Genomic DNA, 14,792 nt, shown 5'->3' on the forward strand with positions numbered 1-14,792 from the left:
TCATAAAATCGTGACACTGAAACGTGAAGTAATCTAGCCATAAAGCTAATCGGGAATAAATGTCTTTGCTGTTTCATATAGGCGTACCTTACTGACTTTCTTTCGCAAAGTACGCTGCTGCCTTTTTTAGAAATTCACGTTCCATTTCAGCTGTTTTGAGCTGTTGTTTGAGCTTTTTATTTTCTTCGAGTAAGGCATTTAGATCAGGTGAATATTGTTTAGTGCCTGCTAAGGTGCCAGTCTTTGCTTTATTATTCCAATTTGAAAGAGTTTGCATTGAAATGCCAAGTTGTCTGGCTGTTTCCGATACATTGCCTTGATTGGCTTCAATCAATTTTATTGCTTCAACTTTAAATTCTGCGGTGTAAGTCTTCTGTTTCTTGCTCATGGTAAACTCCTGATGAGTGTCTATAGTTTACCAAGTTAAAACCTCCTGTTTTCTCAGCACACATCAGTTTCGGTAAAACGAGTTTTGGCAGCCACGGTATAATCCACGGGTTGGGTCAAAACAAAAGTGCCTTTGCCATGGCGACGTTCAACCACACCTTCTTGAATCAGCGCATCAATGGCATGTCGAATGGTATGTCGGTTGACTTGAAAGCGTTCAGCCAACTCAAATTCAGATGCCAAACAATCGCCAGTTTGATGATACTGGCGAATATCTTGACGCAGCACTTTGGCAATCTGGCTGTAAATTTTTTCTGTACTGTTACGTTGTAATAAAGTCATTGTCGTCTAGACATCTGTACCTGTGCGCCATTTAAATTAGGCGCTTTGTGTGACAGTCAGGTGAAGCTTATATTTAAGTTTGATGAATATTTGTGCATGAGGTTTATGACAGACCAGAAAATTAAAATATTAAAAATGGAATAAATAAAAACTTAATACATATTTAAATGATTGAATTGTAATTTATTTTTTTAAATAAAATTTTTAAAATAATTGAAGCAGACACAGGGTTTATGATATAAATGCAAATAATTCTTATTTGTTAAAATAAAAAGCATGTCTATGCCTCGATATTACATTCATGAATACTATCTCACGCATACACTACTTTCAGTAGTTGGTTTTGGCTTGTATTATACGGGCTTAACATGGGGAATTGAGCATCTATCCGAGATAGGTGAATACCTTAGGTTGAGCTTAGAGATCATGGGATTAATAATGGGTGCAAGTGTACTTGGTTACTTGAATGCCAAAGGAGCAGCCAAGCATCCCGTAAAAGTTCACTATTTACATATTTTTCTAAGTTTACTGATCTTGATGGCTTCAATTTTAGTGGTGCAAGCACGTTATTGGAGCATTGCTTTAGAAAGCCTGACATGCTTTATTGTTTTACAATCGGGCGTATTCCTTTACAAAAAAACTAAATTAAAGCAAATAATATTGCGTTAAGGGCTAAACATGCAGCATAGAATAAAACAAAGTCTCGTGATGGGTGGCTTAGGTTGGGGAATTCCTATGGCACTCATGATGATGAGTTTACGTTGGATTGAAGCCAAACCTTTTGATGGCATAATCTTAACCATATGCATTGTTGCTGCTATTTTAGGCGGAATCGCTTTTGCATGGCTGAGCTATTTAAAAGAGCCGCATGATGCATTTAATTGGATTTCATATGTAAAATCTGGGCTGTTGATAATCGTGGTGATGACAATTTATGCTTTAATTTATCGTCTAATTTTATTGCCACAACATTGGCATCATGGTGTTGTAGCAAGCTTTATTTTTTTAAGCTTAATGGGGCTGAGTATTGTGCTACAACACAAATTTATTTTAAATACCAAGTAGATCTAACAAAAAATCAATAGCACGCGATGCAACGTGGCACGGTATTTTTTGCAATACTGTTAATCATAGTCGTCGCCATGCAAACCTATTCATGGCTTTAAGGGCAAGGCTTTGATACCCAGTCAGTAATGCTAGGTTTGGGCTTCATCTTATTTGCTTGTTTTAATTTCCCTATGATTAATTTTTTTAAATCTAAGTGGGTCATTGAGCAATAGATCATTAAATAGCTTAAGTATTGAAAAATTAAACAATAAATTCTAAGGTAAATCTAAATATCTCTACTCAATGCTAAGCTCAAGCAAATAGAAATAGGGTGTTATGTCATTGTTTTAAGTTTTTCGTGCATAATTTACAGGCTATTTAAGTGCCTATAGATACTTGGAATGTCTTTGATTTTCAGGGGGGCTTTTTATACAAATAATTCTCTTTTTAAGTCATATTGTTACTCATATTTTATTGGTTTGAATAAAAGTTGAATTATTTCTGAGCATTCAAACAAAGCTTAAATGTCCCTTCACATAAAATTGATACCCCGCTCTTTACACTCATCTATAGATTGATAAGTTGCCATATTAGGGATTATACCGTGCCAAAAAGTCTGATGCGTTGGATTGATAGTTGGGCTCACCAAACACAACAGCACACCGATGAGGCAGACAGTCGCAAAATTCAGTGGATTCGAATCATTCCATTCTTGCTGTTGCATGTGGCATGTTTAGCTGTATTTTTTGTGAGTTTTTCTTGGTTTGCTGTTGGCTTTATGCTGGTCTTTTATTTGATCCGTATGTTTGCGATCACGGCATTTTTTCATCGTTATTTTTCGCATAAAACCTTTCAAACTTCACGTGTGCTGCAATTTATTTTTGCCCTGATTGGCACCATGAGCGCACAGCGCGGTCCGCTATGGTGGGTGGCACACCACCGTTATCATCATCGACACACTGATACACAACACGATCCGCATTCTTCTGGTTATGGTTTTTGGTATAGCCATGTGGGTTGGTTTTTAAATGACTATAATTTTGCCACACGTAAAGAGGTGATTGGCGATTGGCTGAAATACCCAGAACTGATTTGGTTAGATCGCTTTAGCCTGTTGGTGGTGTTGGCCACAGCAGCAGGTATTTATGCGTTGGGTGAGGCCTTGGCACTGTATATGCCACAACTGGGTACTTCAGGTGTGCAACTTTTGGTGTGGGGTTTTGTGGTCTCTACGCTACTGTTAACCCATGCCACCTTATGTATTAACTCCTTGGCACATCTTTATGGGCGTCGTGATTTTGAAACTGCTGATCGAAGTCGCAATAATTGGTTTTTATCTTTAATTACCTTGGGTGAAGGTTGGCACAACAATCATCATTATTATGCAGGCAGTACCCGTCAGGGCTTTTATTGGTGGCAACTTGATATCACCTATTACATTTTAAAACTCATGTCTTATTTAGGTTTAGTATGGGGCATTAAACCCATTCCAGTCAAAGTCTATCAAGCCAGCAAAATTGCCCAAGCGCGGCGTTTAAAGCAGGCGCAAAATTCTACAGAGGAAACACAATGAAAATTGCCATTATTGGTGCAGGTATTTCGGGTTTATATGCAGCATGGCAGTTACGTCACCAGCACCAAGTTACTGTATTTGAGAAAAATGATTATTTAGGTGGTCATACCGATACCCACCAATTTGAATTAGATGGTCAGTCGGTAGCAGTAGACAGCGGTTTTATTGTATTTAATGATTATAACTACCCCTTGTTTAGCAAAATGCTCACGCAACTGGGTGTTGAAGCACAAAGCTCAAATATGGGCTTTTCAGTGAATAATCAGGTGACAGGTTTACAATACAACCCATCAAAAAAATTCTCTTTGTTATGGCGTCCGCAAAATTTTTTAAAGCGTGATTTTCGGCATATGTTGTCGGATTTATTACGTTTTTATGCGGACAATAAAGACCTAGACATGCAAGCTGTCAATGCGGATCTGACCATTGAGCAATATTTAGATCAGCACGGCTATTCACAGGCTTTTCGTGAAGAACATTTGTATCCTATGTGTGGCGCATTATGGTCGGCGCCGGTCAGTCAAGTGGGTCAAATTCCTTATAAATTTGTGGTGAGCTTTTTTCAGCACCATCGGATGTTGCAGCTCAAAGACCGTCCTTTATGGCAAACAGTAAAAGGCGGCTCATCGCAATATGTGAAAGCCATTCAAGCACAAGCGCCACAGATTAGTTTTCGCCATTGGCCAGTGCAACGTGTGGTTCGCCATCAACAGCAGGTTGATGTCTACACTTGCATGGGGGTCGAGCAGTATGATTGGGTGATTTTTGCAACCCATGCCGATGACACCTTAACGCTGCTGCAAAATGATGCTAATCCACAAGAACGCTCTATTTTATCTGCGTTTAGTTACCAAGATAATGAGATGGTGCTACATACCGATACGTCGATTATGCCCAAATCTAAACAGCAATGGGCCAGTTGGCATGTGCATGTGACTAAAGACCAAATTGAACCCGATCAAGTGCATTATGGCTTTAGTTATTGGATGAACCAACTACAGAATTTAAAGTGTCGTCGGCAAGTGTTTGCCACGCTTAATCCCAATATGCCAATTGCTCAAAAACAGGTGTTGGTCAAACGTCATTATCGTCATCCTGTTTTTAATGCCCAAGCGATTGATGCACAAAGACACTGGCAAGCTTTACAAGATCATGCGCCACGCACCAGTTACTGCGGTGCATATTGGGGTTGGGGTTTCCATGAAGACGGAGCTAGAAGTGCACAACGTGTGGTCGACTATCTAGCCCGTGAGTGTTAAAGGAGATCCGTGGATGACTTCTCCTTCACCATGGTCAGTGCCTTTAGCAATGGCACCTGCACAGATCAGTCATCGGCGTTATCAACCCAAAGCTCATGCTTTTGCAAGTGGCTTAACCTACTTGTATTTTGACCCTGATCAGATGAAAACTTGGACTCAAGGCTCAAGCTTATGGTCCGCCACAGGTTTTAATTTACTATGTTTAAATGAAGCCGATTTTTTAACACCCGCGGTGGGCAGTATTCGGCAAAAAGTCGCGGCATGTTTACAAGCTGAGTTAGATGTCTGTTTGGATGCAGATCTGCCAATTCGCGTGCTGGGCTTGCCGCGTATGTTGGGTATTCGCTTTAATTCGGTGGTGTTTTATTTTGTTTTTGATCGCGCTTTTAAACCGCAATTTATTTTAACCGAAATCACCAATACCCCTTGGGGCGAACGTCACACCTATGTGCATGATTGCCGTGGGCAAACTCCAAGGCATATCTCTGATTATCAACAATATCGTTTTGAATTTGCCAAGACCTTTCATGTCTCACCCTTTATGCCGTTGGATTTAGATTATCGTTGGCATTTTAGTTTTTCTGATCAAAAAAACGTGGTCTATATGCAGCTTTGGCAGAGAGGTGTTTTACAGTTTGATGCCAATATGAGCTTTGCTTTAGAGCCCATCACACTTCCTTCACAGCAACGTCGTTATGCTCTAAAGCATCTGTTGGAACCCTGCAAAATGCTGTTTGGTATTTATAGTCAAGCATTTAAATTGTGGCGAAAAAAACTCAAGTTTTATCGGCATCCGCATAAGAAATAAGGAAACATCGCTTTATGGCAATTTTGTCTGTTCACAATAATCAAAGCGTACCATTTGTACTGCGTCATTTGCTGAAACTTAAACATGGCCAAATTCACTTTAAAGGTCTTTGGAATGGCGTGGTCGGTGAAGAAGATAGTTTGAGTGCAACGATTGAAGTGCTTGAACCTAAACTGTTAGATTTACTGTTTAAAAATGGTGTGTTGGGTGCGGCTGAAGGCTATATTCAAGGCTATTGGCGCAGCGATAATTTGGTTGATGTCATTCAAATTTTGGCACGTAATCGTTCTATCTTAGATCGTATCAATGACCATAGCTTGGCTCGTGCTAGCCAAGTGTTGCTTAAGGCATGGTATAAGCGCCGTAAGAATTCACTGTCGGGTAGTCGCAAGAACATTGCTGAGCATTATGATCTAAGCAATGACTTCTTTAAGTTGTTTTTAGATCCTTCGATGATGTATTCAAGTGCGGTGTTTAAAGAGCCGAGCATGAGCTTGGAACACGCCTCGGATTATAAAAAAGACCTCATTTGCCAAAAACTTAAACTACAACCGATGGACCATTTGGTTGAAATTGGCAGTGGCTGGGGCGGTTTTGCGATTTATGCCGCGCAGCATTATGGCTGTCGTGTGACCACCATTACCATTTCACAAGCGCAGTATGATGAAGCCGTACAACGTATCGCTGCGGCAGGTTTAGCACATCGTGTTGATGTGCAACTTACCGACTATCGCTTGCTTGAAGGTAAATACGACAAACTGGTTTCTATTGAAATGATTGAAGCGGTAGGTGAGCAATATTTACCGACCTACTTTAAAAAATGTTATGAGCTACTTAAACCCAATGGTTTAGCACTGATTCAAGCCATTACCATTGAAGATGCCCGTTATGAAAAAGCGCTGGCCACCGTGGACTATATTAAACGTTACATTTTCCCCGGCAGCTTCATTCCATGCATCAGTGTCATGACCCAAGCGGCTTCTGAACAAAAACTACGTTTAAAGCAATTAGATGACATTGGGCAAAGTTATGCCATCACCCTCAATTGCTGGCGTGAGCGCTTTTTGGCGCAATTAGATGCCGTGCGTGCTTTAGGCTTTGATGAAGAATTTATTCGTATGTGGGATTTTTACTTGTGTTATTGCGAAGGCGGCTTTAAAGAAGGCGTCATTAGCGATGTGCATATGCTGTTTGAGGCAAATCCTTACTAACGATGAGGAGGCATGGGTATGTCAATTTGGATTTATTTGACCTTAGGCAATATCTTGATGATGCTGTTGGGTTGGTTGGTGGTGACATTTAACCAGCGCGCAGGCTTGGTTGATGTGTTGTGGAGTGTGGGCATTGCCTTAAATGTCATGGTCACGGCCATTTTCGCAGCCCAAGCTCCAAACCATGTACGCTGGTTCTTGGGTTGTGCAGCAGCCTTGTGGTTTTTACGTCTAGGTGGGTATTTATTTTACCGTTATGTACAAGAAACCCATGAAGATACTCGTTATGCCAATATGCGTCGTGCCATGGGCCCTTTTCAAAATATCGGCTTCCTTGCATTTTTTATGTTTCAAGCCGGCTTAGTGCTGTTGTTTTCTTATCCCATGGTGGCGTTGTTGCAAGTACCCGCTGCACTTTGGAGTGACAGCTATCAAATTTATCTGTGGCTTGCCGGTTGCATCATGCTTGTGGCATGGCTGGGTGAGAGTTTGGCAGATCATCAACTGTATCAGTTTAAGAAAGATCCATCCAACCAAGGCAAGACCATGGATCAGGGCTTATGGCGTTACTCACGTCATCCCAATTATTTTTTCGAGTGGTTACATTGGTTCGCTTATCCAATTTTAGCGATGAGTGTTGGCATGCCACTGCTGTGGTTATACCCAATGTTAATGTGGGCATTTTTACACTATCTGACCGGTATTCCGTTTAGTGAACAACAAGCGTTAAAACATCGTGGCGATAACTATCGCGATTATCAACGACGCACCTCAATGTTTATCCCTTGGCCACCTAAAACATAGGTAATCTACATATGGATCTTTTACTAAAACCTTCCTTTAAATTGATTGAAAGTGGCAAATTACCTGATCAAGTGATTCGAGCCGGTATTCGTCACTTAAGTAAAAAACGCTTAGCCCAAGAGGGACGTTATCAAACCGAACGTGCCGCTGAACGTTATATGCGTGTGCTTGAGGGCTTGAAAAAAAGTGCCATTGCAATTGAAACAGAGACTGCCAATCAGCAGCACTATGAATTGCCTACAATCTTCTTTCAAAAAGTCTTAGGCAAACGCTTAAAATACAGTGCCAGCTATTTTGAAACAGCAGCAACTTCACTTAATCAAGCTGAAGAATATGCGCTACGTTGTTATTGTGAGCGTGCACAGCTCAAAGATGGTCAAGAAATTTTAGAGCTCGGTTGTGGTTGGGGCTCTTTAAGCCTTTATATGGCAGAAAATTTTCCAAACGCCAACATTACTGTGGTATCTAATTCGGCTACACAACGCGCTTACATTGAGCAACAAGCCCAAACCAAGCAACTGACCAATCTTAAAGTCATTACCTGTGATGTCAACGTACTGGAATTTGAAGCTGCTCGTTTTGATCGTGTGGTATCGGTTGAAATGTTTGAGCATGTGCGCAATTATGCACGTTTGTTTGAAAATATCAGCACATGGTTAAAAGCCGATGGGTTGTTGTGGTGTCATATTTTCTGTCATCGTTTCTTACATTATCCATTTGAAGTGAATAATGAATTTGATTGGATGTCAAAGTACTTCTTTACCGGTGGCTTTATGCCAGCTACCTCAACCTTCTTGCATTTTCAGCAACATTTAAGCCTGAAACAACACTGGCAATGGTCGGGTGAACACTATGCGCATACTGCAAATGCATGGTTAAACAACATGGATCGCCATGCACAAGAGTTACAGCCTGTTTTTGCACAAACCTATGGTCAAGATGCGCAAATTTGGTGGCAGCGTTGGCGTATTTTCTTTATGGCATGTGCCGAACTGTTTGGTTATGCACACGGTCAAGAATGGGTGATTGGGCACTTCTTATTTGAAAAGAACGCTTTATAATTCAAAGCTGATCAGTTCGTCTGGGGAGGCGCATGTTAAAGTTATTTTTAAATGAAAGGGCGCATCCCTTGGGCGAAATTTTTAATCGCTTCTATTGGCTACAAATTGCTTTGATCGCCATGTCTGTGGTGATTGGCATTAGCTGTAGTGCTTGGGTGATTAAAGGCACCCTGCTTAAAACTGCCCTTGAGCAAGAAATGGCTCACTATTGGCAACGTGTGGAAATCAATCCGCAAGCTGAACTGCCCGACACTAAAAACTTGTATGGTTATCGTTGGACAGATATTACCCCACCGCAATTTCAGCATATGCAGATTCCTTTAGGCGTAGGGCGTCATTTTGTTGATGGTAAAGAGCGCATGATCGTTTATGATCATCGCTATGGTCAGCACGTTTTATTGGTCTTTGGTGAGAGCAACGTCAACAAATTGGTGTGGCTATTTGGCTTAGCTCCACTGATGCTGAGTTTATTTGTGCTTTATAGTGTTTTATGGTGGTGGAATCGCCGTGCGCGTCGTTATTTTTCCCCCATTACACGCCTTGCCAATGCCTTAGAACATATTGATTGGGAACATCAAAAAAAGGGTGCATCACCTTTTATGCGTATTTCCACCAACGGCAATATGGAAGCTGAATATCTTAAGCAAGCCTTAGAAAAATACCATTGTGTTTTAAGTCAGTTTATTCAGCGTGAGCGTGAATTTACCGGTGATGTCAGCCACGAATTACGCACACCATTGACGATTTTAAAAGGCAATGTACAACTGTGTCAGGCACGTTATGGACACACCAAGGCTTTTATTCGCTTGCATAATACCATTGAAGATATGCAATTGTTGGTCGATACCTTGTTGGCAATTGCGCGCAATACCACCAATACCTTAAGTACACAGGAGATGCTGCTGTCGCAAGTGTTGTCAGATTTGGTACAAGATTTGTCACAGGTTAGTCAAAGTAAAGGCATCCACATTGATCTCGATTTAGAAATTGATGAAACGCCGCGTGCATTATATCCGTCCATGACCAAGATGGTATTTGGCAATATTTTACGTAATGCTTTGAATTATTCAGAAGGTTCAGAGATTGATGTCTTAATGCGTAAGCATCACGTTTTGATTGCTGATAATGGCATAGGCATTCATTTGTCGGAACAGCAAAAGGTGCAAGAGTTATCCGATCCCAATTTGCAGCTTGAAATTAAAGGCCATGGAATTGGGCTACAATTGGTACAAAAACTCTGTCAACAGCTGGGCTGGCGCGTAGAGTTATTTGATCGTCAGTATTATCTTGCTACGCATCAAGATGTAGATCTCACGCCAACCACGGGTTTAATTGTGGTGGTGTATTTAAACTAAAACAACAAAGCCTCAACGGATTTGAGGCTTTATAGATCGCTTAGGCGTCTTCTAGTGCAACTTTTAAGCCTACCCCAGACACGGTATGAATTAATTTGCGCTCGAAAGGTTTATCCACCAATTTACGTAAATTGTAAATGTGGCTACGTAAGGCATCACTTTCGGGCTCTTCATCTCCCCAAAGCTCCATCATGATTTCCTGTTTGGTTAGCACTTTTGGAGAATGACGCATTAACAATTTAAGTAACTTAAATTGAATCGGGGGTAAATCAATGGCTTGACCTGCTCGTGCCAAAGATTGCTGTGCAGTATCGAGCACCAAATCATCAATCTGTAATTGCTGTTTAGACACCTCGCCTAAAGCACGTCGAATCAAGGCCTGAATACGCATCACCAATTCATTAAAGTCAAATGGCTTGACTAGGTAATCATCTGTGCCTGAGCGAAAACCTTTGAGCTTATCTTCTAGTGTGTCGCGCGCCGTGAGCATCAGCACAGGTAAAGACAACGACTGCTCCACCCGTAACCATTCGCACAAGCTGTAACCTGAACCATCGGGTAAATTGATATCTAACAACAGCAAATGATAGGGGCGTTGTTTTAATAAATGCCGCGCAGCATCAAGACTGCGCGCGTGATCCACAATAAAGTCGTGTTCTTCTAAGAACTCGCACAAGGTCGAGGCGAGTTCATAGTGATCTTCAACCATTAAAATAAAGTGTTTTGACATAAGGGTTTAATTTAACAATTGTTGCTTTAATTTAACACTAAATGGTTGCTCGCCAAGCCAAATATTAAAATATTGCTGTGCTTTAGGATGCTGCAAGCGACTTAAGGTTTGACCATTTAGGCTTAAACTTAAGGTTTGACTATTGTGACGATAAAACAAGGCATAGCGATCACCACTTTGGATGGATTGATAGGCATTGCTAATTGGATCGAAAAAGCCGATATCACCTTTTAAATTTTTACTTAAAAAATGATGGGCCGCACGTTTGAATGCCCATCCTGGGATTTTTTCAGTATAGTGAAATTGCATTTCTATACTTTGGTTTTGCCAAGAAGCTTGACAGTTTTGTGCAGCATAACGTGCTTTGCCGACCACCTTTGTACCGACCATCAGGTCGGCTTCGCTACACAGGTCTAAAGTATTGGCGAAGGCAGAACTTGCACATAGGCCGAAAGCCAAAACTAAGGTTGTTTTTTGAAAGGCAATACCCATGAGTAAATCCCTCCAAAGTAAGGTAATGAACGATATAAACCGTCTGCTGGATCCCAGAAATCTTGTTGGAAAATAATCTTACCATCGGCATTGATCTTCATTTCACTAACGCCATACGATGCCATAGTACGTGTGGTACCAAACATACGTAAGTCATAGGCCATACGCCAATGCACGTAAGCTGAATCATTGTAATAAGAGGTATTTAACAGGCGTACGTCAACATTACTTAAACGCGCATTTAAGCCGCGAAAATGCTCAACCAAATCGGCACGTTGAGCGTACTGTGACAAGGTATCATTAATAAATAACTGCTCGGCATACAGCGCTTTTGCATCTATTAAAAATTGCTCTGAGCCTAAGCGGTTAAAGGCTTGAGTAAAGCGTTGCCCAATTTCATCGGCTTTTTGTTGGTCTAAAGTCACGCCAACCACTTGCTGACGCGCATTGCCATAATCAGAAGAATAACTTGGGATGGCGCTACAGCCCCCCAGTGCCAATGCAGGCAGGAGCAACAGAGCTGCCCATCTTTTTTTGATTGTCTTCATATGATGATCTATCTTATTACTGATGCTATTAATCTAAAGACCAGCTCGTGAATACAATGTGAATATTGAAATGCAATCTTAATTGACCCACGACTGTTTTAGTGTGTGGGGCCAGAATTTCGCTTTGTTTACGCTTGCAAGGTGAATTAGACTGGAGCGATAATTGCTGATTGGCAGGGCAACTGTATTGGGGTAAGACACAACCAGTGAAAAAAGCATGTTAAAAATTAACATTTAATGCGCTTAGGGTTATGATGCCGTCAATTTAAGCCATACTCTTTTCATTGATGAAGCATCCTTATTATTTTTTTACTCCGCTTGCCAGTGCAATATGCTGTATTTTGAGTCAACACAGTTACGCTCAACCTCAACAGCTTGAGACCTTGGTGTTAAGCGCCGCACCACATAACAGCACGCAACTTGATCCATTTAATCCTGATCTTTTAACAACCCCCCATAATATTCGTTATCTTGACCAAGATGATCTTCAGGCACAAGGCATTCAGACGCTCAGTGATTTAGCCCAGCAAGATAGCAGTTTAGGCGATGGTTATATCCCGATTGGCTATTATGGCAATATCATATCGCGTGGCTTTGCTTTAGATAGCAGTAACAGTTACTTGATTAATGGGCAAACCGTACGTGGTGAGCAAAATATTGCGTTTGAAAATAAACAACAGGTCGAAATTTTAAAAGGAGTTGCTGCACTCAATAGTCCCATGGCAACCCCGGGGGGGGTGGTGAACTATGTCACCAAACGTCCCGAAACTATAAAAAGCCTGAGCTTAAACGCCAACGAATACGGTCAAATGGGCGCGCATCTTGATATTGGTGAGCTCAGTACAGATGCACAATGGGGCTATCGCATTAATTTGGCAACACAAAAATTAAAACCCTATATTCAAGAAGCAGATGGCGAACGCTACTTTGCTGCTATTGCACTGGATTACCAGCTCAGTCCACAGCAAAAAATTGAGTTTGATAGCGAGTGGCAGCAGCAAAGCCAATATTCGGTGGCAGGTTATCAGCTATTTAATGGCCAGTTGCCAACAGGGATTGCTTGGGATCGTGCTTTGGGACAACAAGCATGGTCTAAACCAGTGAAAAATGACAGTCTGAGCACACAACTGAAATATATACATACTCTGCATAATGGGTGGGCGCTTCAAGCCAATGCAAGCTTTAGTCAAGTGGTGGTGGATGATTATAGTAGCTTCCCATGGGGCTGTTATAGCGAAGCCTGTCAAATCAGTGGTTTAGGCAATCAGTTTGATCAAGAGGGACGTTATGATTTATATGATTTTCAAAGCCCGAATGATACACGGCGCACCTTACAATTGGGCACCACATTAAACGGTGAAGTAGACACAGCAGCAGTGCAGCATCAGTTAATGATTGCTGCACAGATGACCAATAAACGTCATCAGCAACATGAGCCAATCAATGCATGGGTAGGTTTAGGCAATGCCACTCAAGCCAATAGTGCTGTACGTCCTACCACAGCAGAGTTAGGTGCGCGTTATACAGCTTTAAAAAGTCAACAGTTTGCGTTACATCTCATGGATCAACTACGTTGGCACCCAAAATGGTCAGCTGTTATTGGCGGTAAATGGTTGCACTTGGATGAACAAGCCCATGATGTGAATCAACAATTACAACGTGATACTCAAATCAGTAAATTCTTGCCACAACTGGCTTTGATGTATCAAATCGCTGATGCAACACATGGCTATGTGTCTTACAAACAGGGCTTGAGTGATGGTGCTGTAGCGCCGTGGTATGCCGAAAATGCGCTATTGAGCTTAGCACCACGCTCATCAAAGCAATATGAATTGGGCGTTAAACACCAAGCACAGCGCTGGGATTTAAGCGTTAGCCTGTTTGATCTTGGTCAAGACTATCAATACGCTCAAGCTATTGATGATGTCTTTTGGTTTGTGACACAAGGTGAACAGCGCAGTCGTGGGGTTGAGCTTGGCTTAAATGCAGATCTGATTTCAAACCTTGAACTTCGTGGTCAAGCCACTTGGATCGATGCCAAAGTGACCGGTGTGAGCGGCTTAGATGCCTTACAAAATGTGCCAAAACTACGTGTCAATTTACAAGGACGTTATCATGTGCCACATATCTCAGGTTTAAGTGTGGCTGCCGATATGCGTTATAGCGCGAGTAAGTTTGCCAATAAAGCAGCTACGGTCAAAGCACCTGCTTATAGCGTATTTGATTTGAGTAGCGATTATGCTTTTACTTGGCGAGGCTATGCATTTGAAAGTCAGATTGCCCTTGATAATGTATTTAATAAGCAGTATTGGCGCGATGTAGGTGATTATATGGGCGATGATTACTTATTTTTAGGTGCCCCAAGGACGTTAAAGTTTGCAACCACAGTCAAGTTTTAAACAGAGCTTCTCACTCTTGGGCTGAAAATGACACTACAGGCAAATTTAGCGTTTGCGTGGATATCCCTGTAAATTTGACTTGCTCGCTATGTTATTCATATACACATCACTTGAACAAGATTCTATTAGCAACCTACAAGTTGCTTTATATGATTGAGTGTATAGCAGTGAATGATATATGAACAAAAATTGGAAAAGCCCTCAATAGAGGGCTTTCTTTTGTCTGGTTTTTTTATTTTAAAAGGCTACTTTTTAGGTTGACTTAATAGCTAATATAAATAAGACTGTACCTATAATTTATTTCAACTAACTTATTGAATTATATTGGTATTTAAACTTTATTAAAATAACATTAACATATTTTTTGCATATAATGAATATAGGGTAGTAGCGATGGCTAATTTGATACACACCATTCAAATTTACAGTTTTGTAAAAGAGCGACCACACCTTGCTAAATTAAAGAATTTTGAAAAAATTATAGAATTTGTTAAAGAATTCCATCTGGGTGATTTAAATAATTTTGTTTTAAAAAACAATTTTGATCTTATCTGTAGTCTAAAAGCCAATGAGGTTTGCAACATTGATTTATCACAAGCCCCACGATTTGAAGATAGAGATTCGTTAATTAAGTGGTTTTATTCACATCTAAAAAATTAACAATTTACCAAATGGGGCGTAAAGCCCCATTATTTATATTAACCCGAATCATGGATAAGACATTCAGTTGAAAAAAAAGATGACTGCGTTGATAAGTGAGTTACCACACAAACTAT

Annotated in this window: 15 protein-coding genes and 1 pseudogene; 11 read left to right on the forward strand and 5 right to left on the reverse strand. The window is 40.9% G+C overall.

Annotation, left to right across the window (positions count from 1 at the left end):
- Together Q0017_RS11225 and Q0017_RS11230 are read right to left on the reverse strand one after the other, a co-directional pair.
- Positions 1-388: pseudogene (locus tag Q0017_RS11225) on the reverse strand (transposase); the annotation flags it as partial.
- 53 nt (positions 389-441) lie between these two features.
- Complete coding sequence (locus Q0017_RS11230; protein WP_298146732.1) at positions 442-729, reverse strand: GntR family transcriptional regulator; 288 nt, start codon at positions 727-729, stop codon at positions 442-444.
- 276 nt (positions 730-1,005) lie between these two features.
- On the opposite strand from Q0017_RS11230, the gene Q0017_RS11235 reads away from it, so the two are divergent.
- The 9 genes from Q0017_RS11235 (at position 1,006) to Q0017_RS11275 (ending at position 9,847) form a co-directional block, all read left to right on the forward strand.
- Positions 1,006-1,398, forward strand: coding sequence for a hypothetical protein (locus Q0017_RS11235; protein ID WP_298146735.1), 393 nt, complete (start codon positions 1,006-1,008; stop codon positions 1,396-1,398).
- A 9-nt stretch (positions 1,399-1,407) separates the two neighbouring features.
- The gene (locus Q0017_RS11240) at positions 1,408-1,794 is read left to right on the forward strand and encodes a hypothetical protein (RefSeq protein WP_298146737.1); all 387 of its coding nucleotides are present in this window, start codon (positions 1,408-1,410) and stop codon (positions 1,792-1,794) included.
- 586 nt (positions 1,795-2,380) lie between these two features.
- Positions 2,381-3,349, forward strand: coding sequence for an acyl-CoA desaturase (locus tag Q0017_RS11245; protein ID WP_298146741.1), 969 nt, complete (start codon positions 2,381-2,383; stop codon positions 3,347-3,349).
- Positions 3,346-4,608, forward strand: coding sequence for an NAD(P)/FAD-dependent oxidoreductase (locus Q0017_RS11250; protein ID WP_298146744.1), 1,263 nt, complete (start codon positions 3,346-3,348; stop codon positions 4,606-4,608). The genes Q0017_RS11245 and Q0017_RS11250 overlap by 4 nt, the downstream gene beginning before the upstream one ends.
- A 13-nt stretch (positions 4,609-4,621) precedes the next feature.
- Positions 4,622-5,416 (forward strand): DUF1365 domain-containing protein, encoded by a 795-nt coding sequence (locus tag Q0017_RS11255; protein ID WP_298146747.1) that lies wholly within the window; start codon positions 4,622-4,624, stop codon positions 5,414-5,416.
- A 14-nt stretch (positions 5,417-5,430) separates the two neighbouring features.
- Positions 5,431-6,627: a cyclopropane-fatty-acyl-phospholipid synthase family protein gene (locus Q0017_RS11260; RefSeq protein ID WP_298146750.1), complete on the forward strand. Its 1,197-nt coding sequence runs from the start codon at positions 5,431-5,433 to the stop codon at positions 6,625-6,627.
- A gap of 24 nt (positions 6,628-6,651) precedes the next feature.
- Entirely contained in the window at positions 6,652-7,431 is a 780-nt protein-coding gene (locus Q0017_RS11265; protein ID WP_298146771.1) for a DUF1295 domain-containing protein, read from the forward strand.
- Positions 7,432-7,442: 11 nt separating this feature from the next.
- Entirely contained in the window at positions 7,443-8,492 is a 1,050-nt protein-coding gene (locus Q0017_RS11270) for a cyclopropane-fatty-acyl-phospholipid synthase family protein (protein WP_298146753.1), read from the forward strand.
- A 32-nt stretch (positions 8,493-8,524) separates the two neighbouring features.
- Positions 8,525-9,847: a HAMP domain-containing sensor histidine kinase gene (locus tag Q0017_RS11275; RefSeq protein WP_298146756.1), complete on the forward strand. Its 1,323-nt coding sequence runs from the start codon at positions 8,525-8,527 to the stop codon at positions 9,845-9,847.
- Between the two features lie 40 nt (positions 9,848-9,887).
- Here the strand turns inward: Q0017_RS11275 and Q0017_RS11280 are convergent, their stop codons facing one another.
- The 3 genes from Q0017_RS11280 to Q0017_RS11290 are packed head-to-tail and all read right to left on the reverse strand — an operon-like array spanning position 9,888 to position 11,617.
- Positions 9,888-10,577 (reverse strand): response regulator transcription factor, encoded by a 690-nt coding sequence (locus tag Q0017_RS11280; RefSeq protein WP_298146760.1) that lies wholly within the window; start codon positions 10,575-10,577, stop codon positions 9,888-9,890.
- Positions 10,578-10,583: 6 nt separating this feature from the next.
- Positions 10,584-11,069, reverse strand: coding sequence for a chalcone isomerase family protein (locus tag Q0017_RS11285; protein ID WP_298146762.1), 486 nt, complete (start codon positions 11,067-11,069; stop codon positions 10,584-10,586).
- A complete protein-coding gene (locus Q0017_RS11290) occupies positions 11,039-11,617 on the reverse strand; it encodes a nuclear transport factor 2 family protein (RefSeq protein ID WP_298146764.1) in 579 nt (192 codons plus the stop codon). The genes Q0017_RS11285 and Q0017_RS11290 overlap by 31 nt, the downstream gene beginning before the upstream one ends.
- 341 nt (positions 11,618-11,958) lie before the next feature.
- Between Q0017_RS11290 and Q0017_RS11295 the strand changes: the two genes are divergently transcribed.
- Together Q0017_RS11295 and Q0017_RS11300 are read left to right on the forward strand one after the other, a co-directional pair.
- Positions 11,959-14,016: a TonB-dependent siderophore receptor gene (locus Q0017_RS11295; RefSeq protein ID WP_298146766.1), complete on the forward strand. Its 2,058-nt coding sequence runs from the start codon at positions 11,959-11,961 to the stop codon at positions 14,014-14,016.
- A gap of 393 nt (positions 14,017-14,409) precedes the next feature.
- Positions 14,410-14,676 carry a hypothetical protein gene (locus tag Q0017_RS11300; RefSeq protein ID WP_298146769.1) on the forward strand — a complete coding sequence of 89 codons (267 nt, stop codon included), beginning with the start codon at positions 14,410-14,412 and terminating at the stop codon, positions 14,674-14,676.
- The last annotated feature ends 116 nt before the right edge of the window (positions 14,677-14,792 follow it).

The sequence above is a fragment of the uncultured Acinetobacter sp. genome (assembly GCF_947624825.1).
GTDB lineage: Bacteria > Pseudomonadota > Gammaproteobacteria > Pseudomonadales > Moraxellaceae > Acinetobacter.